General features: G+C 66.2%; 18 protein-coding genes and 2 pseudogenes. 11 read left to right on the top strand and 9 right to left on the bottom strand.

The window, feature by feature from the left end; all coding sequences use genetic code 11:
* Positions 1-35: 35 nt before the first annotated feature.
* From BJF87_RS10690 to BJF87_RS10675, 4 genes are all read right to left on the bottom strand, one after another.
* Positions 36-641 (bottom strand): bifunctional 2-polyprenyl-6-hydroxyphenol methylase/3-demethylubiquinol 3-O-methyltransferase UbiG, encoded by a 606-nt coding sequence (locus tag BJF87_RS10690; RefSeq protein ID WP_040004168.1) that lies wholly within the window; start codon positions 639-641, stop codon positions 36-38.
* Between the two features lie 221 nt (positions 642-862).
* Entirely contained in the window at positions 863-1,525 is a 663-nt protein-coding gene (locus BJF87_RS10685) for a DUF3558 family protein (protein WP_084813176.1), read from the bottom strand.
* A complete protein-coding gene (locus tag BJF87_RS10680; RefSeq protein ID WP_075863100.1) occupies positions 1,500-1,874 on the bottom strand; it encodes a hypothetical protein in 375 nt (124 codons plus the stop codon). Before BJF87_RS10680 ends, BJF87_RS10685 begins: the two co-directional genes overlap by 26 nt.
* 261 nt (positions 1,875-2,135) lie before the next feature.
* Entirely contained in the window at positions 2,136-3,407 is a 1,272-nt protein-coding gene (locus tag BJF87_RS10675) for a VWA domain-containing protein (protein ID WP_075863099.1), read from the bottom strand.
* Between the two features lie 99 nt (positions 3,408-3,506).
* Here BJF87_RS10675 and BJF87_RS10670 point away from each other — a divergent pair, with 99 nt between their 5' ends.
* Together BJF87_RS10670 and BJF87_RS10665 are read left to right on the top strand one after the other, a co-directional pair.
* Positions 3,507-4,220, top strand: coding sequence for an NrtR DNA-binding winged helix domain-containing protein (locus BJF87_RS10670; RefSeq protein ID WP_040004171.1), 714 nt, complete (start codon positions 3,507-3,509; stop codon positions 4,218-4,220).
* Between the two features lie 72 nt (positions 4,221-4,292).
* Positions 4,293-5,546, top strand: coding sequence for an APC family permease (locus BJF87_RS10665; protein ID WP_075863098.1), 1,254 nt, complete (start codon positions 4,293-4,295; stop codon positions 5,544-5,546).
* Between the two features lie 20 nt (positions 5,547-5,566).
* Here the strand turns inward: BJF87_RS10665 and BJF87_RS10660 are convergent.
* Positions 5,567-6,295: pseudogene (locus BJF87_RS10660) on the bottom strand (M23 family metallopeptidase).
* Positions 6,296-6,687: 392 nt separating this feature from the next.
* On the opposite strand from BJF87_RS10660, the gene BJF87_RS10655 reads away from it, so the two are divergent.
* The 5 genes from BJF87_RS10655 (at position 6,688) to BJF87_RS10635 (ending at position 15,241) form a co-directional block, all read left to right on the top strand.
* A complete protein-coding gene (locus BJF87_RS10655) occupies positions 6,688-7,083 on the top strand; it encodes an SseB family protein (protein ID WP_035752491.1) in 396 nt (131 codons plus the stop codon).
* A complete protein-coding gene (locus BJF87_RS10650; protein ID WP_006359081.1) occupies positions 7,080-7,718 on the top strand; it encodes a hypothetical protein in 639 nt (212 codons plus the stop codon). The genes BJF87_RS10655 and BJF87_RS10650 overlap by 4 nt, the downstream gene beginning before the upstream one ends.
* A 20-nt stretch (positions 7,719-7,738) precedes the next feature.
* Entirely contained in the window at positions 7,739-14,209 is a 6,471-nt protein-coding gene (locus BJF87_RS10645; RefSeq protein ID WP_262338945.1) for a putative T7SS-secreted protein, read from the top strand.
* Positions 14,210-14,225: 16 nt separating this feature from the next.
* Entirely contained in the window at positions 14,226-14,645 is a 420-nt protein-coding gene (locus tag BJF87_RS10640; RefSeq protein ID WP_075863097.1) for a hypothetical protein, read from the top strand.
* 92 nt (positions 14,646-14,737) lie between these two features.
* A complete protein-coding gene (locus BJF87_RS10635) occupies positions 14,738-15,241 on the top strand; it encodes a nuclear transport factor 2 family protein (protein ID WP_035752487.1) in 504 nt (167 codons plus the stop codon).
* A gap of 7 nt (positions 15,242-15,248) precedes the next feature.
* Here the strand turns inward: BJF87_RS10635 and BJF87_RS10630 are convergent, their stop codons facing one another.
* Together BJF87_RS10630 and BJF87_RS10625 are read right to left on the bottom strand one after the other, a co-directional pair.
* A complete protein-coding gene (locus BJF87_RS10630; RefSeq protein WP_075863096.1) occupies positions 15,249-15,731 on the bottom strand; it encodes an SRPBCC family protein in 483 nt (160 codons plus the stop codon).
* 31 nt (positions 15,732-15,762) lie between these two features.
* The gene (locus BJF87_RS10625) at positions 15,763-16,386 is read right to left on the bottom strand and encodes a TetR/AcrR family transcriptional regulator (RefSeq protein WP_231380866.1); all 624 of its coding nucleotides are present in this window, start codon (positions 16,384-16,386) and stop codon (positions 15,763-15,765) included.
* Positions 16,387-16,463: 77 nt separating this feature from the next.
* Between BJF87_RS10625 and BJF87_RS10620 the strand changes: the two genes are divergently transcribed.
* Positions 16,464-16,751 carry a hypothetical protein gene (locus tag BJF87_RS10620; RefSeq protein ID WP_006359087.1) on the top strand — a complete coding sequence of 96 codons (288 nt, stop codon included), beginning with the start codon at positions 16,464-16,466 and terminating at the stop codon, positions 16,749-16,751.
* Positions 16,752-16,754: 3 nt separating this feature from the next.
* Here the strand turns inward: BJF87_RS10620 and BJF87_RS10615 are convergent, their stop codons facing one another.
* A complete protein-coding gene (locus BJF87_RS10615; protein WP_006359088.1) occupies positions 16,755-17,360 on the bottom strand; it encodes a TetR/AcrR family transcriptional regulator in 606 nt (201 codons plus the stop codon).
* A 598-nt stretch (positions 17,361-17,958) separates the two neighbouring features.
* Between BJF87_RS10615 and BJF87_RS10610 the strand changes: the two genes are divergently transcribed.
* From BJF87_RS10610 to BJF87_RS10600, 3 genes and pseudogenes are all read left to right on the top strand, one after another.
* On the top strand, positions 17,959-19,194 hold the full coding sequence (locus tag BJF87_RS10610) for an ABC transporter substrate-binding protein (protein ID WP_075863095.1): 1,236 nt from the start codon (positions 17,959-17,961) through the stop codon (positions 19,192-19,194).
* Between the two features lie 51 nt (positions 19,195-19,245).
* Positions 19,246-21,992, top strand: a pseudogene (locus tag BJF87_RS10605) (ATP-binding cassette domain-containing protein).
* The gene (locus tag BJF87_RS10600; protein ID WP_035752475.1) at positions 21,989-22,711 is read left to right on the top strand and encodes an ABC transporter ATP-binding protein; all 723 of its coding nucleotides are present in this window, start codon (positions 21,989-21,991) and stop codon (positions 22,709-22,711) included. Before BJF87_RS10605 ends, BJF87_RS10600 begins: the two are co-directional and overlap by 4 nt.
* Positions 22,712-22,781: 70 nt before the next feature.
* Here the strand turns inward: BJF87_RS10600 and BJF87_RS10595 are convergent, their stop codons facing one another.
* A complete protein-coding gene (locus BJF87_RS10595; RefSeq protein ID WP_035752472.1) occupies positions 22,782-23,348 on the bottom strand; it encodes a TetR/AcrR family transcriptional regulator in 567 nt (188 codons plus the stop codon).
* Between the last annotated feature and the right edge of the window lie 69 nt (positions 23,349-23,417).

Genomic DNA, 23,417 nt, shown 5'->3' with positions numbered 1-23,417 from the left:
GTTTGTGAGAGCGGCGGACCGGAAACATTTGGTTTTTACGCCGGACGCAGCACCGCCACCAAGAACTCCGAATCCGCGGTGAACGGGCGGACATCCCAGGCCGCCAGCAGCACGTCAGCCTCGAAGCCAGCGGACTTGGCATCGTAGAAGAAGTCGTCGAACGGATAATCTCGCCCCGCACCGAATCCGATTACGGCGCGACCGTCGTCGCTCAAGTGCGCACGTAATCGCCTCAGCACGGTGACGCGGGTACTCGGCGCCAGGAAGGTCATCACGTTGCCTGCGGACACGATGATGTCGAACGGTTCGTCGATGCCGCAGGCCGGTAGGTCGAGCTCGGCGAGGTCGTTGACCAGCCAGCGCGGTCCCGGGTGATCCTTCTCCGCCGCGGCGACGAGGACCGGATCGACGTCGGCGCCGACGACGTCATGACCCACTGCCGCCAGGTATCCGGCGATGCGTCCGGCTCCGCATCCAGCATCGAGGATGCGGGAACCGCGGGCAGCCATCGCGTCGATGAAGCGAGCTTCACCAACCACGTCCTTACCTTCACGCTCCATGGTGCGGAAACGCTCGACGTACCACTGGGAGTGTCCGGGATCCTTGGCGACTTGCTGCATCCAGAGGCTTTGTTCGGTCATGTTGCCATTCTGGCAAATCAGGGTGAGTAAGCAGTCAACAGTAAGTTGGAAGTCATCGATGTAGGCTCCGGCTCGACAGGCCGAGTCACCGGCGGCGAGGCGAGACAGGCCGACGGGCGCTACGCGGATCGTCACGGTGGGCGCGGGGACTGATAAGGCAGACTCTCTATGCAGCTGGCACCCAGGCACTGACGTGTACGCCTCGCTCGAGCGACTCGGGCTTACCGCGGAATCTGAGGGAGGGTTGATCGGAGAAAATCCACCGCACTTTGACACATCGTGTCCATCGGCTCGTTCTCGCCGCCCAGCCGAACAACCGTGGTTCCCACGACTGCGTTACCTGACTGAACGGAGGCCGTGCACTCGAGGTCGTTCAACGACCCAACTATGACTGTTCGCCCATCGATTGTCAGGTTCGGGTACCAGTCCATGGTTCTAAGGTTCTTCACTTTGTAGTCGAGGACGTCCTTTTCGGAATCAGACAGGTTGCCAACCGACTGTGACAATGCCGACCTCTGTTTGCCCTCGAACCTCCAGCGGCAGCCCCTAGCTGTTTGAAAGTCCGACTTCGCTACGTCTACTACTGATTCGGGTACTAATCCGGATCGCCGTAGTGTGTCCGTGGTTACTGCGGTGCACGGTTCGTATTGTGTTCCATCGTTATTCGAGTTCCACCGGTTGGGGAATGGTGTGACAAATGGGAGGCGGTTCCCTGCGTCGTCTGCTTGGCGTACTTGACCCGGTGTGGAAGTTTGCTGCGACAACGGCGAGACTGCAGCCGGTGATCCGCTGATGCTACAGCCGATGCTCGCGTAGCAGATCACGGACGCGCTCAGGAGAATCCGCCAAGTGCGGTCCCTAAGTATCAAGAACCGCTGCTCCATTCCCGTCTGCGGCCGCAATCGCCTGACCCGCGTGTCGACATTGCTGGGCGAGAGCAACTGCTTGTCTTGAGCAGTCATCGATGTTCGAGATCAGTTGGTTAACTACCGCCACCAGCGCGTTGTGAAAACCTGTTCCTTCTATACAGTTTCCGAACACGTTTCTGTCGGCAACTTCGTTCAAGTCGAATATGGCTGAATCAAGCGTTGCGGCTGTCTCCGTCGCGACCGACGCCCGCCGGTCCCACTGTGTGCGCTCCGAGCGCAGCACGTATTGCAGTCCGTCCGGACTCGCCGGCATCGCCGGCGCAGGCTTAGGCAATAACGAGTCGTCCGAGAACGGTGTCGTCACAGGTCCCCCTCACGCTCGCGCGCCCCGACGGCGCCCCACCCTCGCCGAACAGAGTAGCGTGGCGCGGCGATTCCGCCATCTGATCCCGCCCGTTGTGGAGTCTGAACCAGACAGTCCTACGGAACCCAACCCAGTCGGCGAACTCCAATCCATTTAAGTATGTGCCCGCAACCTGCACCGACTGGGGGCGCGCCATCGATGGAGCTGCCAAACGGTTGTGGCCACCGAGCCCAAGCCCGGTGGCCACAACCCAACAACCCGCTACGCCCGCCGGCGCCCCCGCTTGCGGTTCGCGAGGTGGTACGAGTCCCGCGACATCTTCGACGCGTACCCCGCGCCCTCGACCCTCGCCTGCGCACCCAGCGCCTCGATGCTCTGCAGCTCCTGCTCGATCAGCGCGTGCTCTTCAGGAGTCGCGAACGCCGATGCCCGTCGAAGCTGCGACGCCGATTCGCCCAGGAGCTGGTTGCCGGCATCCAGGTCGCCGGCCTCGAACGCTTCCGACGCCCTGAGCTTCGCCGCCTGTCCCTTCTGGTAGAGCCGCTCCGACTCGACCTTCGGATCCGGCACGCGCCCCGACGCCTCGTCGCCTGGCACCACGTTCACCGAGATGGGCAGTGACACCGTGTGTTCGGTGAACGTCGCGGTCTCCACGTACCGGAGTTCGAGTGTCGCGATCTGCGCCAACCCGAGAGCGGCCAGGCCGTCGACCTTCATCCGCAGCAACAGCTTCCGCTGCTCGAGTGCGTAGAAGTCGCCGAGCTCGATCATCACCTCGCCGTCGGCGGTCTGGTGTGCCGGCAGGTCGTTGTACAGCGACAACTCCTTGACCTGCGGGACGAAACGCACGGTCAGCGTCACCACCTGCGCCGACTTCGACAGCAGGCCCTCGATCTCGCCGGCGATCGCCGCGCCCGCGGCGTCCGGGTTGTCGGCGAACACGTGGTTGCCGTTGCCGGATCGCGCCATCGCCGACAGCAGCGTCTCGTCGTAACCGCGCCCGTACCCGAGCGTCGAGGTCACGATCCCGTCGGCCGAGGCCTTCGACGTGATGCTCGCGAACTTGTCGACCTCGCAGATGCCGCGGTTCACATGGCCGTCACTGATGATCAGCACCGTCCCGCCGCTGATTCCAACGGCGGAGGCGCTGCGTCGCAGTTCCCGCAGGCCGAGCAGGTACCCCGACGACAGGTCGGTGCAGCCACCCGCCTCGATCGACCCGATCGCGTCCACCGCGCGTTGCTTGTCTGCCAGGGGAGCGGCCGGCACGACCACCTGCGCGTCGTCGTCGAAGGTGACCACGCCGAACGCATCCGACGGATCCAGCTGCGCGACAACACCGGCGAGCGCCTTCTTCGCACCCTCGAGCGGGCTGCCGGACATCGACCCGCTCCGGTCGAGCACCACCTGCACAGCAGTGGGGGTGCGTGTGGTTTCTGGTCCGGCGGGAGCCTGCAGTTCCAGCAGAACGGTCACTTCATCGGCGGTCTCATGGGCCACCATCTCGACGTCCAGAGCAGCGGAGAGTTTCATTGTCATTCCTTCCTCCGCCTCGACGTTCGCGCGAGACGGTGACTTTGCGCGTTTCTGAGAATAGATCTTTGCGCAGACATTCGCATAGTCTTTTTGTTCGTGGCCACTGGTTCGACGACGCTCACCGACTACCCGCGACCGAACGTGGCCGTCGACATCGCGGTTCTCACCGTTTCCGACGGCACGCTGAATGTGGTGATCCAGCGCGACGAGCAGGGTAGATCCGCGTTGCCGGGGCGGTTCGTTCGGGAGCGGCGCACCGTCGAGGAGACGGTGCGCGAGGTGCTCGAACTGAAACTGGGGCTGTCGCCCGATCACGTCCGACCGCACCTGCTGGCGGTCTTCAGTGATCCTGACCGGGATCCTCGGGGATGGACGATCTCGGTCGCGCATGCTGTGGCCCTGCCGGCCGCCGAGTTGTCCGACGTCACGGGTGAACTCGCACCCGTGACGTCAACGGGGAAGTTGGCGTCAGGAGAGCAGGTCCTTTACGACCACGCCGAGATCATTGCAGCGGCCACCGACAAACTCCGCGAACGCTACGAAGACCAGCCCGACCCGGACAATCTCCTGCGACCTCCGTACACGCTGTCGGAGCTGCGGGAACTGCATGAAGCGATCCTCGGACGGCGGCTGATGCGGGACTCGTTCAACCGGCGCGCGCAACCATTGCTCGCACCGCAGCTCGACGCCGAGGGTAAACCTGCGACGCGGGTCGGCGGCGGACGCCCCGCACGGCTGTACGCGAAAGACGCGCCACCGACCGCGACCTTCGGGTGGCGGTTGCCGAGCCCGAGGCCCGACACTCAATAGCGGCCACGCGGCCTCGCCCTAGCGACGCTTCAGGTTCCACAGCGTCGTGCAACCACTGAACAAAGGAATTCGATGACGGACTCCCAGGCCCCGCTGCGTCGGGCGCTCGGTCTTCACGACGCGGTGCTGGTAGGCCTCGGGGCGATGCTCGGTGCGGGAATTTTCGTAGCGCTTGCGCCGGCGGCAGCCGCTGCCGGATCGTGGTTGCTCGTCGGTCTCGCGATCGCGGGCGTCGTTGCGTATTGCAACGCAACATCTTCCGCCCGGTTGGCGGCTATCTACCCGGTCTCGGGTGGCACCTACGTGTACGGCCGGGAGCGCCTCGGCGAGTTCTGGGGATACCTCGCCGGCTGGGCGTTCGTCATCGGCAAGACCGCGTCGTGCGCGGCGATGGCACTGACGGTCGGGGTGTACGTGTGGCCGGATCATGCCCACGCCATCGCGGTTGCCGCCGTGGTCGCTTTGACCGCGGTGAACTACGCGGGAGTGCAGAAGGCGGCGTGGCTGACGCGGATCATCGTGGCGTTCGTCCTGGCGGTTCTGGCCGCGGTGGTGGCGTCCGCGTTCACGTCGGACGTCGCCAGTCCCGACCGTCTGTCGCTGAGTTCTGACGCCGGCGTGCTCGGCGTGCTGCAGGCGGCGGGCCTGCTGTTCTTCGCCTTCGCGGGCTACGCCCGGATCGCGACGCTGGGCGAGGAGGTCCGCGACCCCGGCCGCACCATTCCCCGCGCGATCGGCATCTCCCTGGGACTCACCCTCGTGGTCTACGCGCTGGTCGCGACCGCAGCCGTCAGCATTCTGGGGGCCGACGAACTCGGTGACGCCGCTGCCCCGTTGACGGCGGTCGCGGAAGCCGCGGGCGTCGACTGGCTGGTCCCGGTGGTCCGCGTCGGCGCGGCGGTCGCTGCGATCGGGTCCCTGCTCGCGCTCATCCTGGGTGTCTCGAGGACCGTGCTCGCGATGTCCCGGGACGGTCATCTGCCGCGGGCGCTGGCCGCCGTCCACACTCGGACGCAGGTTCCGCATCGCGCCGAGTTGGTGGTCGGGGCGGTGGTGGCGGGGGTCGCCGCGACCGCGGATGTCCGCGCGGCCATCGGGTTCTCGTCGTTCGGTGTGCTGCTTTATTACGCGGTCGCCAACGCGTCGGCGTTCACGCTGACCCGCGAGGAGAACCGTCCCGCGCGCGCCATCCCGGTGGTGGGTGTCATCGGGTGCGTGGTGGTGGCGTTCACGTTGCCGCTCACCTCCGTGCTGGCCGGGATGGCCGTGTTAGCAGTCGGAGCCGGCGTGTACGCGGTTCGCAGTACACGCCGGCTCCGACGTTAGGGCTCAGGAAGAAGCGTCCGTCACGGGTGGACGCCGCGCTGGTTCAGCCACACCTGCGGGTTGATTTTCTTGCCGTTGGCATCCCAGACCTCGTAGTGCAGGTGGGGGCCGGTGGACTGGCCGCGGTTACCGACGGTGGCGATCTTCTGACCGGCGGTCACATGCTGCCCGGGACGGACGAAGCTCTGGTCGACGTGGCCGAAGACACCGGTGGTGCCGTCGTCCTGCTTGACGCGGACCCACTGGCCGAAGCCGGACGCAGGCCCGGACTCGAGGACGACGCCGTCGGTGACGGCATAGATGGGGGTGCCGATCTTGTTGGCGATGTCGACGCCGTTGTGGTTGGTGCCCCACCGCGGACCGTAGCCCTAGGTCACGGTGCCGCTGACCGGCTTGACGGCCTTGCGGATGCCCGGGTGGCCGGGAACGCCGGGGGTGAACGCCGACGGCGGGAGCACGTCGCGAGCGATCTTGTCCAGCTCGGGCGGCAGGACCAGACCGGCGGGCATCTTCACGCTCTCCGGCAGCGCGACCTTCGGCAGTGCGGGGGCGGGCTGTGCAGCTGCCTGGGCGGCCGTACCGGCGGTCAGTCCGACGGCACCGACGAATGCGGTGAGTGCGCCGACTCGGACCGCTTTGCCTACAGTGGACGGTGCGGTTGAACGATGCCGTCCGGGTCGGCGGCTACGGGGGGTCGAGTCGAGCAACGCGTGGAGCGAGTTGTGGGCATTCAGTCGGTGTCGAGGCACAGCTTTTCCGTCTCAGGTTAGGTAACAGTTCGGTCTCAGCGAGGACACGGCGAGGTTACCCACAGAGACTTAAGCAGAGCCTGAGAAGGGCCACTCAAAGTGGGCGAGGTCACGAGAACGTCCTGTTAGCCCCGGATTCCTAGATCCATGAGTGCGACAAGTCGGACAAATAGCGACCAGGACTTCGACGGACGTATCGGTTCGGGTACGTCGTCGAACACGGATCCTTGAACGGCCGCGAACCTAACCGCCGGACAGCCGTCGGCACGGAATTGGCGAGTCCGGTGCCTCGTGGGGCGCGTGTATGGGTCCGCCCTGTGGACAGCCGCCGTGAGGATCGGGTCCGGGTGAATTAGCATCATCCGGCACGGGGTTGACTGTCGGGGGAATCGATGACTGTGACGTATGCGGGTGAGGTGCGGGCGTACCTGTCCGGGTTCGGCGACCCGCCGAAGCTGTACGACGCATTGCGTGAGGCGCGCCTGGCGGTGCCGCTCGACGTCCACGGCCGCTTCTTCACCCTGACCCAGAGCGGCATTGCGTGGATGCTCGCGTTCACGACGCCACAGCGTCTGCGCGACTTCGCCGACCTCACCGACCGCGATCCGGCCGAGATCACCTACGTCGACCTCGCAGGCCAACAACTGATCGACGAGGTGCTCGACAAAGCTCCCGAGCCGACAGGCCTCGTCGTCGACCCTGCGACGTCGGAGATGATGACGTTCCCGCCCACCAAGGAACTGACACCTCACTGCTTCTACGACGACGAAGGTGGGATCGTCCGATGACCGACAACCTGGGCGTCACTCCGGCGGATCTGGAGAAGGCGAGCACGGGAATCAACGGGGTGATCGACGGTCTCGGCCAGACCGGCGTCGGCTCCGGATACTCCGCCGGCCTGGGTCGCGGGTACGGGGACCTCGACCTCGACGGCAAGACCATCGGTCACGCCGACCCGAAGTCGGGGCTCGAAGAGTACTGCGATCGCTGGGAATGGGGCGTGCGGGCCCTGGTGACCGGTGCCGCTGAAGTGTCGCGGGGCCTGGGGCTGGGAGCCAGCCACTATGAGCGTGAGGAAGAGTGGGCGGCCAACCAGCTCAAGGACTGGACCATGGACCTCATCGGCGACCCCAACCTGACCGCCGAGCAGAGCAAGGACATGTCCTGGAGTGACCTCTGGGACCACAACCGCAACGCCGTGACGAATCCGCAGTGGGCCCTGACCCCCGAGGAGATGCAGCGCCACAAGGAGTTCTTCAGCGCCACCGGAGCTACGTTCCTCGACGACATGGGGACGATCGGGAAGCACGCCGTCAACCCGGTGTCGTCGGTCACCGACACGATCGGCGGATTCCAGGAGAACGGCTTCACCGCCGACGCCCCAGCCGATCCCGATCCTGCCGTACCGAACGGCAATCAATGACCGAGGCAGCCTGAATGGGCATGTTCGACTTCCTCGAGGACGGCAAAGAGTTCCTCGGGGAAGTGGTCGACGGCGCCACCGACCTCCTCGGCAGCGGCTTGCGCACCGTCGGCCTCGACAAGATCGCGGCCACTGTCGAGGACTTCGGCGACGACGTCGCCAACTCCCTGGGTGCGATGCCCGACGAGCTGGAACTCGAGCGCACCAACAATCCCAAGGAATTGGTCCTCGGTGACCCGGCGGGTATCCGGGAACTCGCCGGGAAATTCACCGATTTCGCCGGCAACTTCACCAGCGCCGGGGAGGGGCTACGCGGAATCTCGGCCGGCGACTGGACCGGGGATGGTGCGCAGGGCTTCGGCGACGCCATCGGAAGCCAGGTGCCGAAATGGTTCGCGGCGGCCGAGGCGGCGTCGAAAGCCGCTGCCGCGCTGACGAGCTGGGCCGGCGTCGTCGAGTTCGCCCAGCAGAAGGCGGCCGAGGCGGTCCGTGTGTGGGAGGAAGGCAAGCGCAAGCAGGCCGAGTGGGACGAGAAGCGGAGACAGTACAACTCCGAACTCGACGACTACCAGAACAACCGCCGCGACACCCCGCCCGTTCACCCGGGACCAGATCCCTGGCCGGGATACCGGGAAGAGGCGCGTCGAATACTGAAAATCGGCCGGGACCACCGCAATTCAGCGGCGCCTGGCACGAAGGCGGAACTCAGCGGCGCAGCGAACCTCGCACCGCCGATGCCCTCCGCGTTCGAGCAGGCGCAGATGAGTGCGAAGGACATCGGCACAGCCGGTTTCACCGCCTTCAACCATTTCGAAGCGGGCATGATCGGATCGGTGACCGAGGTCGTCAAAGCCCTCAACATGCTGAACCCGACCAACATCTGCAACGTCACCAACCCCCACCAATACGCGCGCAACACCGCGGGCTTGGTTGCCGGCCTCGTGCATCAGGTGGCACACCCCGATGAGTTCGTCCGCGGGTTCATCGGCTCCGGATGGTCGGGTGACCCGTCGCAGGCCCTCGGTAACCTGACCGGCAACATCCTGATGACGGTCGCGCCCGGCCCGAAGGGGACCGCGGCACTCACCGCGGGCCTCAAGACCACGCGGCATCTCCCGACGCCGGATTCGCCGACACCGTCCTCGCCGACGCCGCGCATCGATCCGGTGTCGCGCGAGACCGGACCGTCGCCGATTGCCCCGCAACCGTCCACGCCCGACATAACGCCCGCAGTCACAGTGCCACACCGTCATCCGACCTTCTTGGCAGTGACGGACCTGATCTGCCGATCACGCACGACGGCCCGCCGGTACCGCAGGTCGATGGCTCGACGACGAGTGCCCAGCCCGACGTGCCTTCACCGTCCTCGGTTCCAGATCAGGGGACTCCGGCCGGTGGGGCCGTCGATTCGTCGCCCACCCCGACACCGGACGCACCACCGGCACGTCCCGACGCTCCACCGACATCACCGGATCAACCCGTCGGCGGCGCCTTCGACGGCTCTCCACCGGTCGAACCCACACCGACAGACCCGCACCCACCTCGACACCCGAGCAAACGACGCCCCGCGGAGACGGACCGGACCCGACGTCCTCCGATCCGGTCGACGGCACCCCGAACTCTCGGCCCCTGGGAGACGACGACCGCCCGGACCCGACCGCGGTGAGACGACCACGCCGACGGGGCTCGGCGCAGCTGACACCAGCTCGCCGTCCACGACGCCACACGCCCCGATCGACCAGAACGATGCGCCCAGCGTCGACCGCCACGACCCGCCGTCGAACAACCCGGACGGCGACGCCGCGCAGCCGAACCCGGTCCGGACCGACGACACCGGTGCCACCGACCGCGACGGTGCCCCGGTCACCGGCACACCGGAACCGACTCCGTCCAAGTCCGATGGAGACGGCCCCGGACACGGCCCGGCCCGCACCGACGAGCCCACCGGTCAGCACCCGCCGAAGGCGGCCGACGATCGCCCAGGGACGGCGGCTCCGCGCACCGACTCCGACGCACCGGGGTCGGCCAGACCCACGCCCGTGGCGCCGCACGCCGACGCTCCGGCGACTGGTCCCCACCCGGGAGTCGACACCCCGTCCCGTAGCCCGTCGAACGATTCGCCGACCACCCCGGTCGCGCCGGTCACCGGACCTCACACGGGACCGACGCCACACAGCACCCCCGACGCCGGACAGTCGAAACCGGCCAACGCACCAGTCAACACGGCCACACCGAACAGGCCTGATGCGCCTGCGGCACCGCCGCGTACACCCGATTCCACTCCCGACCGCACCCCACCCGCCCGGGCCACACCCGAGGCGGTCCCTCCGCGTGACGGTGCCCGACCGGCACCGTCGAACCTCCACCACGCGCCCGAACCCGCTGTCCGGCACACGCCCGACCGCGACCCGGGGACTCCCGCGACCACACGGATCACCCCGGACGACCGGCCGATCCCGGCGGCGCTGTTCCCGGACCGACCGGCCGCACCGGACCGATCACCCACCGCGAACCCACGTCCTACGACGCCGGATCCCGACTCGTCACCGCGCCATCCCGGCCAACCGAACGGTCCTCATTCGGACACGCCCGATATCGACCACGACACCCGGGAACCCCACGACCCGGCGAACCCCGGCAGAACCGACGACCACGCGCCGGACCGGGCGGACACCAGCAAGGGCAACGAGGCGCCGACCCAATGCCGCAGCAACGGCGAACCGGTCAACGTTGCATCGGGGGAGTACTTCCTGCCGCTGACCGACGTCGAGTTGCCGGGCGTACTCCCGGTGCACCTAACGCATCGTCATCGCTCGAGGTATCGATGGGGCCGCTGGATGGGCCCGACCACACCGTCGACCTTCGACGCGCGGGCGATCGTCGGCGACGACCTCGTCACCATCGTCGACGCCGACGGCACGATGACGAACTTCCCCAAGCCCGAAGGCGATTCGGTGTCGCGCAGTGTCAACGCGACCGACTGGGAGCTACGGACCACCCCGACCGGCGGCTATCAGGTCACCCACATCCGCGACCGCCTGAGCTGGTTCTTCGTCCCGATCCCCGAACTCGGCGGGATCGATGTGCGTGCCGGGAGCATTGCGGTGTCGGCGATGACGGACCGTCACCAGAACCGAATCGAGTTCATCTTCGACGAACGCGGACGGCCCACGGCGGTGGAACACTCGGCCGGCTACCGGATCGACGTACAGTGCGACGGCGCGCGGCTCCTCGGCTACCGGCTCACCGCGGGACTGGACGGCCTACCCGTCGATCAGCAACTCTGCACCTTCGACTACCACCAGGGCAACCTCGCGGCGTCGACGAATGCGGAGGGCGCCACAACGTATTTCGGTTACGACGACGCTGCGCGCATGACCTGGTGGCGCGACTCGCTGGGCATGGAGTACTGGAACGCCTACGACGATCTCGGTCGGGTGACCATCCAGTCCGGGATGAACGGGGTCTGGTCGGGGCGGTTCGAGTATCACTTGCGTCCCGACGGGGACGGGTCGTACACCACGTATCGCGATGCTGTCGGCGCGACGACCGTCTATGGCGTTGACCCTGACGGTCGGGTGCGTCAGGAGTCCGACCCCGCCGGGCGGATCACCGCCACCGACTACAACGCCAACCGTCAGCCGCTGTCGATCACCAGCCCAGGCGGTGCGCGTACGATGCTGCACTACAACGCCTTCGGCGACGTCGAGCAGGTCACGGCACCGGACGGGAAGGTCACCGACGTCGTCTACGCGGGGCCCGGTCGTCCGGAACGGATCGTCGAACCGGGCGGCATCACGACGCGAATCGGCTACGACGAGGACGGTTCGCCGACCAGCGTCGTCGACAATGCCGGTGCGGAGACCAGCTACACGTACGACGAGCACGGGGCGCTGAAGTCGCACACTGATCCTGACGGCGTCGTCGTGCGATACCGCAACAACGCTGCCGGCCTCCCGGTCACGATCTCAGACACGCTCGGTAACACCACACGAATCAGCTACGACGGATTGGGGCGTCCGACCGAGGTCGTCGATGCCGAGGGCGCACAGACCGTGGTGACCTACGACGCGATGGGCAACCGGACGAGTGTCACGGCACCGGATGGCGGCCAGTCGCGGTGGGAGTACGACGGCGAAGGCAACTGCATCGCGTACACCGATCCTGTCGGTGCGGTGACCCGTTGGGAGTACGGGCATTACGACCTGCCGGTCGCACGTATCGACGCCGACGGGTCGCGCACCGAGTTCAGCTACGACGCCACACGTCGGCTGGTGGCGGTCACCAACCCCGACGACCTGGTGTGGACCTACACCTACAACGCCGACGGCACGCTGGCGTCGGAGACCGACTTCAACAACGCAACAACGAGCTACACCTACGACGACGAGGGTCGGCTGGCGTCACGCACGAACGCTGCCGGGCAGACGGTGTTCTTCACCTACGACGCTGCCGGACGACTGATCGGCGACCTGACTGCTGATCCGGTCAATGCTGACCTCGACGGGGAGACAACGGAATACAGCTTCGATGCGGCGGGGCGACTGGACGCAGCAACCGGTGTCTTCGGACGCTGGCACACGAGTTACACGGCCGCGGGTTTACCGCAGCTCACCGGTGTTCACGACGGTCGGAGCGACTGGATCATCGAGTCCGCCTGGACCGGCGCCGGACGCCTGGCGTCGCTGACGTCGCCGACCGGCGTAAGCACGCGGTACGGCTACGACCCGCGGGGTGTCCTCGGCTTCCTGTCCACTGCGGGACGCTCCTGCGACATCACCACCAGCCCGACCGGACGGGAACAGCGGCGGCGCTTCGAAGGCGCAGCGATCGATTCGACGTGGGATCCGGTGGGACGTCTCACCGGACGTTCCGTCATCGCTGTTGCTGAGCGCCCGGCGGCGCTGAACCTCGGACTTGGTGCAGCGGGCGTGGGGGAGAGGCGGCCCGACCGAACGGTCGCGGCCGCGGAGTACAGCTACCGTTCCGACGGGATTCTCACCGCGTCGACGTCGACACTGGCTGCCGGTCGGACTGACTATCGGGTCGACGTGCTCGGGCGGGTCGTCGAGGCCGCCAGTCCTGCCGGGACCGAACAGTTCTCGTACGCCGCCACGGGCAACATCACCGACTACGTATCCACAGGGGTGAGCAGCAGTAGCCCGGAGGTGCGTGGCGCTACCGACCCGCTGCTCCCTGAGGTGCGAGGCGCCAGCCGAGCCTCGAAGGGCACGAAGGGCCGCCGCCGTTACTCCGGCACTCTCCTCGTGGACGACGGTCGCACGTCCTACCGCTACGACGCTGCGGGTCGCGTCATCTCGATGAGTCGTCGCCGACTGTCACGCAAACCAGATGTGTGGCACTACGCCTGGGATGCCCACGATCATCTGCGGTCGGTGACCACGTCGGACGGGACGGTGTGGACCTACACCTACGACCACGTGGGACGGCGACTGTCGAAGACCGATCAGTCGACTGGTGAAACCACGCGCTTCCATTGGCACGGGGAGCACCTCGTCGAGCAGACCGACCCCATGCCCGACGACGATCAGTGGTTGCAGGCCACAACCTGGGCCTACTCGCCGGCCGCGTACGCACCGCTGGCGCAGACAACTACTTCTGAGCCGATTGGCCTCACCGACGTCGACTCCTCCGAAGGAGCAGACCAGGACCGTGAGTTCAGTCTCAACCTCGGCAACGACACTGCTGCTGTGCCACCCTCGGCGCGCCGATGGACACAGTCCGAGATTGATCGTGAGTTCTTCGCGATCGTCACCGACCAGATCGCCTCGCCGACCGCGCTGGTTGACCCGGGCAGCGGGGAGATCGCCGGCCGATCAGTCCGGACCCTCTACGGCGAAACCGCATGGACGGGCGTATCGACCCCTTGGTCTTACCCAGGCCAGTACCTCGATCTCGAGACTGGGCTGCACTACAACCGGCATCGCTACTACCACCCGGACACCGGGCGCTACCTGAGTCCCGACCCGCTCGGTCTGGCGCCGGCACCGAATCCGCACACTTACCCAACCAACCCCGCTATAACCTGCGATCCGTTTGGGCTGATGCCCTGTTCCGGTGACGAGATCGTCGACACGTACGGACCCCTCAATCCTGGCCCACTACTCGAACAGACGCGTGACTCCTTCCGTGGGGCGATCTACACCGAGAAAGTGACGACCGAACCGATGACCTTGTATCGAGTTGGAACCGCGGGAGAAGGGCCATTCGGGAAGTTCTGGACACGAGTTGAACCACTCGGACCGATTCAAGCGCGGATCGACAGTGCCCTGAATCCCTTGTGGGGCAATAAAGCCACGGCCGTGACGACGATCGAAGTACCCGCCGGTGTCCGGTACTTCGAGGGATTTGTCGCACCGCAAGACGTGTACGCTGGCGGCGTGCTGCTCGGAGGTGGAAATCAGATTGTCTTCCGCCCCGACATGAGGATCCCCAGCGAGTGGCTCCGGGTATCAGCAAGGCCATTCTGAGAACAGGATCGAACGGGTGAACAGAGAATTATGTAAGCTTTCCAGAACCGCACTGATCTATTTCTTTGAGACGTACTCAGAGTCGACCGTCATCTATCTTGAGTTGCCTGACACACCAAACTGGAAGGCTCTCGACAATTACTTCTATCTTGGAGATGTTCAGGTCATTGACGACACATCAGTTCGTGCCGACCTTGGCTACAGTTGGAGTGTTTCGCTCACGCCTTCCAAGGTAGAAATCGGTAGCGACTTGTTCGATTTGACCATCTCAGGAACCGACCTACACCTGGAGTCATCAACAATCCACCGGGTGTATCGCGAAGGTTGGGTTCGCTTCTTCGTCATTCCGAACACAGACATCACCAATGCCGCACGGGACGCGCATGGCACAAATCTACGCGAACTTCAGTCAGAGATCTCTGACGGCGAGGATTGATGCTCCGGCCAAGCGCCATACACGAACCCATTGTCCTCAGTCCGCTGCGTCGGAATCGCCCACCGGAACAGACGGGACCCTATGGTGACAACATGAAGCCCGACCGCACTGACCGCCTCGACAACCTTGTCCGCATCGAATCCATCAAGCAACTCAAGCACCGCTACTGGCGCGCGTGCGATGCCAAGGACGTCAACGGCTTTCGCAGGTGTTTCATTACCCAGGGAGCACGCGTCGACTACGGCCCGCTGGGCACCTTCGACGATGCGGAGCCGATGGCGAAGATTTTCGAGCAGGTCGCTCTCCACAAGGTCGACGGACAGTACGTCATCTTCGACATGCACCACGGCTTCCATCCCGACATAATCCTGACGTCGGAGACCACGGCGACCGGGCGCTGGACCCTGAAGTTCCGACAGGTGAATCTGATCGACCGCACCGAGACGGTCATGACGGGGGAGTACGACGACGAGTACGTCGTCGAGGACGACGAGTGGAGGATGGCTGCCAGCACCCTCACCGAACGGTGGTCTCTCCGACGACCACTCGATGACGACGCCACGGTGCATGCGGGGACGTTCGCCGACCCGGCCTGAACAGGCCTCAGGCCGGTTGCCGGACCATCACCGCCAGCCGCTCGAGGGTCTCCGTCATACCCTGTCGCAGATCGGTCTTGCGGTCTTTGAGTCCGTAGAGTGTGCCGATCAGGAACCACCCGAAGGCATTGAGCGGCTTGGTCACTTCGTACGAATCAGTGACGGTCGTGCCGGTGGCGTCGGGCTCGAACTGGTAGCCCCACCGCAGGATCCCGCCGATCCACTCCGTCCGTTCGAAGGCGAACACACGCCCACGATCTGCGACCGTGATAACGGGTTTGTTGAACCAGTCCGGTCCGCGGCCGGCGCTGTTGCGGGCCCGGAATCGCGCTCCGCCGGCGGGACTGGTCGCCCCGTCGAGCCACCTCACATCCGCTATCTCCGAGGACAACTCGGGTGTGCGCGTGACGTCGGAGACGATGTCGTACAACTCTTCGGGGCTCGCGTCGATGTGGCGCGACACCGAGTCGCTGGTGAGATCCTGACGCATGATGGTCCTTCCTGAGTGCCCCGAGGCTCGCTCAGGGCGAATAGTGACGCACCCACATCTGCAGGGCGTCATCGAGTAGTCCTGTGTACGGACCGGTTTCGTAGGTCGCTCCCGGCTCATTCGACATCTGTTGCGAACCGATGCCCGAGACGACCGACGTGAGGAGGCGCAGGGCATCCTCGGAATCGGCACCGGGGCTCAATTCACCGCGTGCGACAGCAGTCGCCAGATCCTCACGAGCCTGATCGACGATCGCCCGCGCCGGAGCGAACGCCGCCTCGCTCGGCTCGAAACCGGGAACCGGTCGCCAGAACAACAGCGCCGCCAGGCCCGGTTCGGCCATCGACCAGCGGATGATCGCCCGTGACTGTTCGAGCAGTTGATCCAACCCGGGCTCACGGCTGAGTCGTGCGTCATCGACGTACCGACTCAGCTCGACATTTCCCATCTCGAACAGCCTGTCGTACAGGGCATTCAGCGACGGGAAGTACTTGTAGAGCGACGGGGGGCGCATCTGCATGCGTCGGGCGATCTCGGAGATGGAGACTGCTCCCACACCCTGCTCGTCGATGATGTTGCGAGCGTGGCCGAGTGCCTCATCGATCGTCGACTGCCGACGATCGGTCCTGCGCGCTGAGCTATAGGCTGTAGCCACAGCTACAGGGCATAGCTGTTGCCGGCCGGAGACAATGCCTACGCCGCAGAAACTCATGTTCGTGGCACCGTGGAACCATGACCAACCCCCAGCACACGCCCGACGGCCACTACGTGGTGATCAACGGCCGCAAGTGGCGTGCGACGGATCCGCTCATCCCGGACGAACGACGGTCCGAACTCCAGTCGATCCTGATGGCGTGGCGACGGGATGTGAAACGCACGAAGGGTGCACCGGAATCCCGTGCGGGCGTCCAGGCTGCGAAAGTCGCCTTGGGGGAGCGTGGCACTCCTTGGTGGGAGCAGACCGACGACGAGCGTCGCGTGCGCTGGGAAACCGAGGTGCCGCGACCGGGCGACGGGTGACCCTCAGCGCGGAACGATCGATTCGGCCGCGTATCGCCCTGCGCGTTCAAAGGTTTCGGTGATGTCGAGGTCGGGGTCGATCCGCCAGTAGCGCATCGTCGACAGGTAGATCGCCGCCACCATCTGGGCCAGGAACTCCACCGGATGATCGGTGCGCAGATCGCCTTGTTCCAGGCCGGGCTCCAACAGGCGCCGCACCTGCGCGGTGAACAGGTGGCTGCGCTCGCTCAGTCCCTCCGACGCCGTCGCCAGTCGCTCGATCTCCCCGGTCACAACACGCATGTAGTCGGGATCGGCCATCGACGACTGGGCGAAGTCGATGAAGACTCCGACCACCCGGTCGTGGGTGCTGACCGGCCGTCGCAGCATCGAGTCGACGACCCGCCCGAAGACGCCCATGAGTTCGGCGTACAGCGCACTGACGAGGTCGTCCTTGCTGGGGAAGTAGTTGAAGAAGGTTGCCCGGGAGACCTCGGCGCGTTCCGCGATCTCCTCGACGGTCGCATCGGTGCCTCGCGTCGCGAGAAGTTCACGAGCGGCGGAAAGCAGCCGATCGCGCGTCTGCTGCTTGTTCCGTTCACGACGTCCGACGTGCGCAACCTCGGTCATCGGTGTGCCTCCGTCGGGTCGTCGAGCGGCCGGGTGGCGCCCTAGGGACCAATTCTTACATTCGGCCACCGATTTCTGGATGGTGGTCTAACTTTTGCCTTGAAGTCCAGTGTGATGTGGGACACGGCGACCTCGATACGCGGCGTCCTCGCTGCGCTCGGTCGACGCTACTCGGCCAGCGGGGTGGGGCGGCGGTGGTGATCGCGATTGCTGCCACTCGGCCGGCAGGGTGGAGCGGCGGTGGTGATCCCGGTTGCTGCCACTCGGCCGGCAGGGCTAGGGCGGCGGTGATCGTGTCGCTCGGCTAGCGGGGGCGGGGTGGCAGCCTCGCGGGAATCAGGTGACGCCACTCGGACGGAATGACGTGTGCCGGCACTGGCCACCCGGTCGACAGGGGTGGCGTCAGTTGTCGTGTTTGTCGTACGCGCGCATCTGTAAAACACTGTGCTGCACTAGAACTGAAGCCCACCGCACTTTCCCGAAAGCACTCATACCCGACATCATCCGGGTTTACAGTCACCACGACGCCGACCACAGTTCACCTCCTGCTCGCGCAACATCATCAGGCGGGCGTCAACTCCTATCGAAGGGATCGCAGTTGAAATCACCAGTTGCACTCAAACGCGTCGCACGTACGACCGCCGTCCTCGGCTGCGCGAGCGTCCTGACTCTCGGCGCCCTCACGGCCTGCGCCGACGACAGTTCCGACAGTTCGAGCGCCGGGGAGACCAGCTCGCTGCCCAGCAACGCGGCAACCGGCGACCCGATCAAGATCGGCTTCATCACGCCCGAAGGCGGTGCGGTGACGACGCCGATGGTCCGCGAAGGTGGCGAAGCGGCCGTCGAGTACCTCAACAACAACGCTGGCGGAATCGGCGGGCACAAGATCGACCTCGTGGTGTGCAAGCAGCAGGAGGAGCCCGCCTCGGCGACCAAGTGCGCCAACCAGATGGTCGAGGAGAAGGTTTCGGCCGTCGTGTCGCCGCTGGGTGCGCAGGGCGCGGTCATGCTGCCGATCATCGCCGGCGCGGGCATCCCCTTCGTCGCGCAGGCACCGGTCTCGCAGGCCGAGATGGCCACCCCCGGATCATTCATGCTCTCCGGCGGCATCGTCGCGGTGCTCGCCGGCCAGGCCGCCACCGCCGCCAAGGACGGCCTCAAGAAGGTCACCCTCATCATCGGCGACTCCGGCGACGCAGCAGCATCGGTCAAGGCCCTCGGCGAGCCGATGTTCAAGCAGGCCAACGTCGAGCTGAACGTCGTCACCATCCCGGTGGGAGCCGCCGACCTGACCCCGCAGATCACCGCCGGCCTCGCCGACAATCCCGACGCGGTCACCGTCCTCGGCGACACCCGCCAGTGCATCTCGGTGCTCAAAACCCTGCAGACCGTTGCACCGGACGCCAAGAAGTACCTGATCGCCAGCTGCCTCGACAAGCCGGTCCTCGACGCCGTCGGCAACGAGGCCGTGTCCGGGTCCAAGGCGTTCACCACCGTCAACCTCAGCTCCGACGACCCGAGCGTCACCCTGTACCGCAGTGTCATGGCGCAGTACGCCCCCGACACCGATCCCGCCGGTCTGGCCTACATCGGCTACCAGGTCGTCGCCGCACTCGGTGAACTCAACGGCCTCGAGGGAGCCGTCGACGCCCAGACGTTCAAGAACGCGCTGTCCGAGGCCAAGGACGTTCCGCTCCCTGCCGCCCCGGGCATCACGTTCACCTGCAACGGCCAAGCCTTCCCGCCGCTGACGTCCCTGTGCAGCAAGGCGATCCTGGTCAGCGACGTGACCTCGGACGCCAAGCTCGAGAACACCGTCGTCACCAACAACTGATTCCGACCAGATCGGGGCCACACTCCGGCGTGGCCCCGATCGAGGAGTTCCATGACTGACCATCTAGCGTTCCTGGTTCTCGGCCTCGGCAATGGGGCCGTCTTCGCCGCACTCGGTCTTGCCCTGGTGATGACCTTCAAGAGCTCCGGCGTGGTCAACTTCGCCACCGGCGCGGTGGCCCTGTACGCCGCCTACACCTACGCTTTCCTGCGTCAGGGTGAACTCCTCAACCCCATACCCGGCTTCCCGACGACCATCTCGCTGGGTTCGGATGTGGGAGTCGCTGTCGCCGTGCTGATCTCCGTGGTGATCGCCGCGATCCTCGGCATCATCCTCTACCTGCTCGTCTTCCGGCCGATGCGCGCCGCACCGGCTCTGGCCAAGGCGGTCGCGGCTATCGGGCTGATGCTGGTCATCCAGGCGCTCATCGCCCTGCGCGTAGGAGAGAACACCCCCAGCGTCGGCCCGATCTTCAAGGTCGACACCTTCAAGATCGGCTCCAGTGCGGTGCCCACCGACCGGCTGCTGCTCGCCGTCGTCATCGTCGGGCTCGCCATCTGCGCCGGACTCGTGTTGCGCTACACCCGCTTCGGCGTCGCTACAGAGGCGGCCGCCGAATCCGAGAAGGGTGCACTCGTCACCGGTCTCTCCCCGGACCGTATCGCCATCGCCAACTGGGCATTGTCATCGGCGACCGCAGGCCTGGGCGGCGTGCTCATCGCCCCGATCGTGCCCCTCAATCCGGTCGCCTACACGATGTTCATCGTGCCGGCACTGGCCGCGGCGCTGGTCGGCAACTTCACCGCGATCTCGGTGACGGTCGGCGCGGGACTCGTCATCGGCATGCTCCAGTCGGAGGCCACCAAACTCCAGGCGACGTGGGACTGGATGCCCGACGCCGGTGTGGCCGAGGCGGTTCCGCTGATCCTCATCGTCGGGTTCCTCCTCCTCCGCGGTCAACCGCTGCCCGGACGCGGCGCGGTCATCCGCCAGGACCTCGGCCGCTCACCTCGTCCCGAACATCTGCTGGTCCCCGGGATCATCGGCGTCGTCGTCGCCGTCATCGCCCTGCTCGCCACGTCCGGCTCTCTCCGCCTGGCGGTGACCGCCACGATGATCTACGGGATCATCGCGCTCTCCCAGGTCGTGGTCACCGGGTACGCCGGGCAGGTGTCGCTGGCCCAACTGACCCTGGCGGCGTCGGAGCGTACGCGCTGAGCAGGCTGACCGAGAATCTGAACCTCCCGTTCCCGCTCGCACCTCTCCTCGCCGCCTGCGCTGCGATGGTCATCGGCGTGATCGTGGGGCTGCCGGCCCTCCGAGTGCGTGGCCTGCCGCTCATGGTCGCGACCCTCGCCCTGGCGGTCTTCTGCGAGGCATTCTGGTTCCGCAACCCGTCCCTGAACGGCGGTCTGCAAGGCGCACCGGTCGATTCGCCGTCGATCTTCGGCATCGACCTCGGCATCGGTGCGGGCGAGGGCTATCCGCGTCTCGCGTTCGGCATCCTGTGCCTCGTCGTCCTGACGGTCGTCGCCTACGGCGTCGCGGCGCTGCGACGAAGTGGACTGGGCGCGTCGATGCTCGCGGTCCGCGCCAACGAACGGTCCGCGGCCGCAGCCGGTATCAACGTCGGCGTCACCAAGCTCATCGCCTTTGCCATCGCCTCCTTCCTCGCCGGCCTCGGCGGTGCGCTGCTGGCGTATCAGCAAACGCTTGCCACGGCGGGCACGTATGCGGTCTTCGCCGGCATCGGCCTCTTCGCGGTCACCTACGTCGCCGGCGTCACCTCCATTTCCGGTGCGATCCTGGCCGGCGTGATCGCACCCGGTGGCGTGATGTACTTCGCCGTCGACAAATACGCGTCCTTCGGCGACTACTACATGCTCGTCAGCGGCATCCTGCTGGTCCTCACCGTCGTCACCAGTCCCGACGGCCTGGTCGGTTACCTGCACACGTTGCCGTACCCGGGTCGACGCAGCGCACCGCCGGCCGAACAACCTGCGGAGTCGTCCACGACACCCGTCGCCGACGCACCGACGCCGCCGAGCGGTTCGGTGGTCCTCTCCGTCCGTGATGTCACCGTTCGCTTCGGCGCGGTCACCGCCGTCCGCGACGTCGGCTTCGACGTCCGCGCCGGGGAGATCGTCGGCCTGATCGGCCCCAACGGGGCGGGCAAGACCACCCTGATCGACGCGATCAGCGGCTTCGCTTCAGCCGAGGGATCCGTCGCACTCGAGAGATCGGCGATCGACGGACTGGCCCCGCACCGCCGCAGCCGTGCCGGCCTCGGCCGCACATTCCAGGACATCGAGCTTTACGGCGAGTTGTCCGTCGCGGAGAACCTGGCGATCGCGGCACGACGCGCACCCGGTGACACCTCGGACAACGTGCGCGACGTCCTGCGGATGCTCGAGATCGCCCATCTGAGAGACGTTCCGGCCGCCGACCTGTCCCAGGGTCAGCGGCAGCTGGTCGCGGTTGCCCGGGTCCTGGCCGGCCAACCCAGAGTCGCGCTTCTCGACGAACCGGCGGCGGGACTCGACAGCACCGAGAGCCGCTGGCTGGGCGATCGACTGAGAGCTGCACGCGCACATGGGGTCTCGATGGTTCTGGTCGATCACGACATGGACCTCGTCCTCAGCCTGTGTGACCGGGTGATCGTGCTCGACCTCGGCGAGGTGATCGCCGACGGCACACCCGACGAGATCCGGACGTCACCCGCCGTTGTCGGGGCCTATCTGGGCACCCCGTCGTCGGCGAAGGCAGCCGAACCCCATGCAGTGAAGGAGATGTCGTGACGGTACTGGAATGCCACGGCCTCGACGCCGGATACAGCCGAGGGAACCCGTGTGTTCACGGCCTCGAGCTGTCCGTGGACGCGGGTGAGATCGTCGCCCTGCTGGGACCGAACGGTGCCGGGAAGACAACTCTGCTGACGACCCTGGCAGGATTGCTGCCGCGTCTCGGTGGTGAGGTCACCGTCGCCGGACAGTCGGTGCGTCCGGGCGACGCGCGTGCGGCGGTCCGTGCCGGACTTGTCCTCGTGCCCGACGACCGGGCGCTGTTCCGCCGCCTGACCACCCGACAGAATCTGCACCTGGCAACACGTCTGCGGGGACGGGCGCGTGCTGAGGCCGTCGACAACGTGCTCGGCCACTTCCCGTCGCTGACCAAACGCCTGACGGTCTCGGCCGGCGACCTCTCCGGCGGTGAGCAGCAGATGCTCGCCATCGCGCGTGCACTCCTACAGAACCCGAAGGTGCTGCTCATCGACGAACTGAGCATGGGTCTGGCGCCCATCGTCGTCGAAACGATCCTGCCTGTCCTGCGTCAGGTCGCCGACGCCGACCGCACTGCCGTCGTCCTGGTCGAGCAGCACGTGCGGCTGGCCCTCGAGATCGCTGACCGGGCCGTCGTACTCGTCCACGGCGAAGTGGGGCTGGAAGATTCGGCCGCTGTGCTGTCGACCGACATCGAGCGGATCGAGGAGGCCTACCTTGGGACGGCACGCGCGTAGACGCCCACGCAAGCGCATAGCCGACCCGTCGACCAGCGCGACAGCGGACCTCGGCGTAGGCGGTCTGGACTCAGGCGGTCTCGGGCTGCGGCCGGTAGATGGCGTCGGTGATGCGGTTGGCGATGTCGGCGTGGGTGAGAAACCGAGCGGGGGACAGGAGTTCGGCGCACACAGCGCTGACCATGAACTCGACGGCGGCCTCGGGGCCGGGGGACAGGTGCCGCGCGATCGGTGACTCGGTGATGAAGGCGAGCGCACGGTCGGTGACGATGTCGATCAGCGTCGGATGTCCCTCGCGCCGGATCAACCAAGGTGTCAGCGACGCCGCGTCGTACCGGAGCGCGGCCTGCACCAGTTCGTTGCCGGCGTTGTAGTCGAGGACCTCGCGGACGAGCATGTAGATCGTGCCCCGCGGGTCGTCGGCAAACCGCAGGCGGCTCAACATGACCCGCTCGAGTGCATCCAACTCGGAGGAGACGATGGCCGAGATCAACTGATCGCGGGATGCGTACCGGCGATAGATGGTGGCCCGGCTGATGCCGGCCTCCTTGGCGACCGCGGCCAGCGTGAGCGCACCGACACCGACACGACGCGCGACCGCGCGCGCCGCACTCGTGAGGTCTTCGCCGCTCGACATTCCGCCATCCTAGATCACCCCATGTGAAACACCCTTGCGGGATTTGTCTCAAGCGTGAGACTCTTCAGC

Origin of the sequence: Gordonia sp. CNJ-863, from assembly GCF_001942325.1 — a bacterium.
Classification (GTDB): domain Bacteria; phylum Actinomycetota; class Actinomycetes; order Mycobacteriales; family Mycobacteriaceae; genus Gordonia; species Gordonia alkanivorans.
The sequence above is the reverse complement of the archived record's forward strand: the minus strand, read 5'-3'. Positions and strand labels throughout refer to the sequence as shown.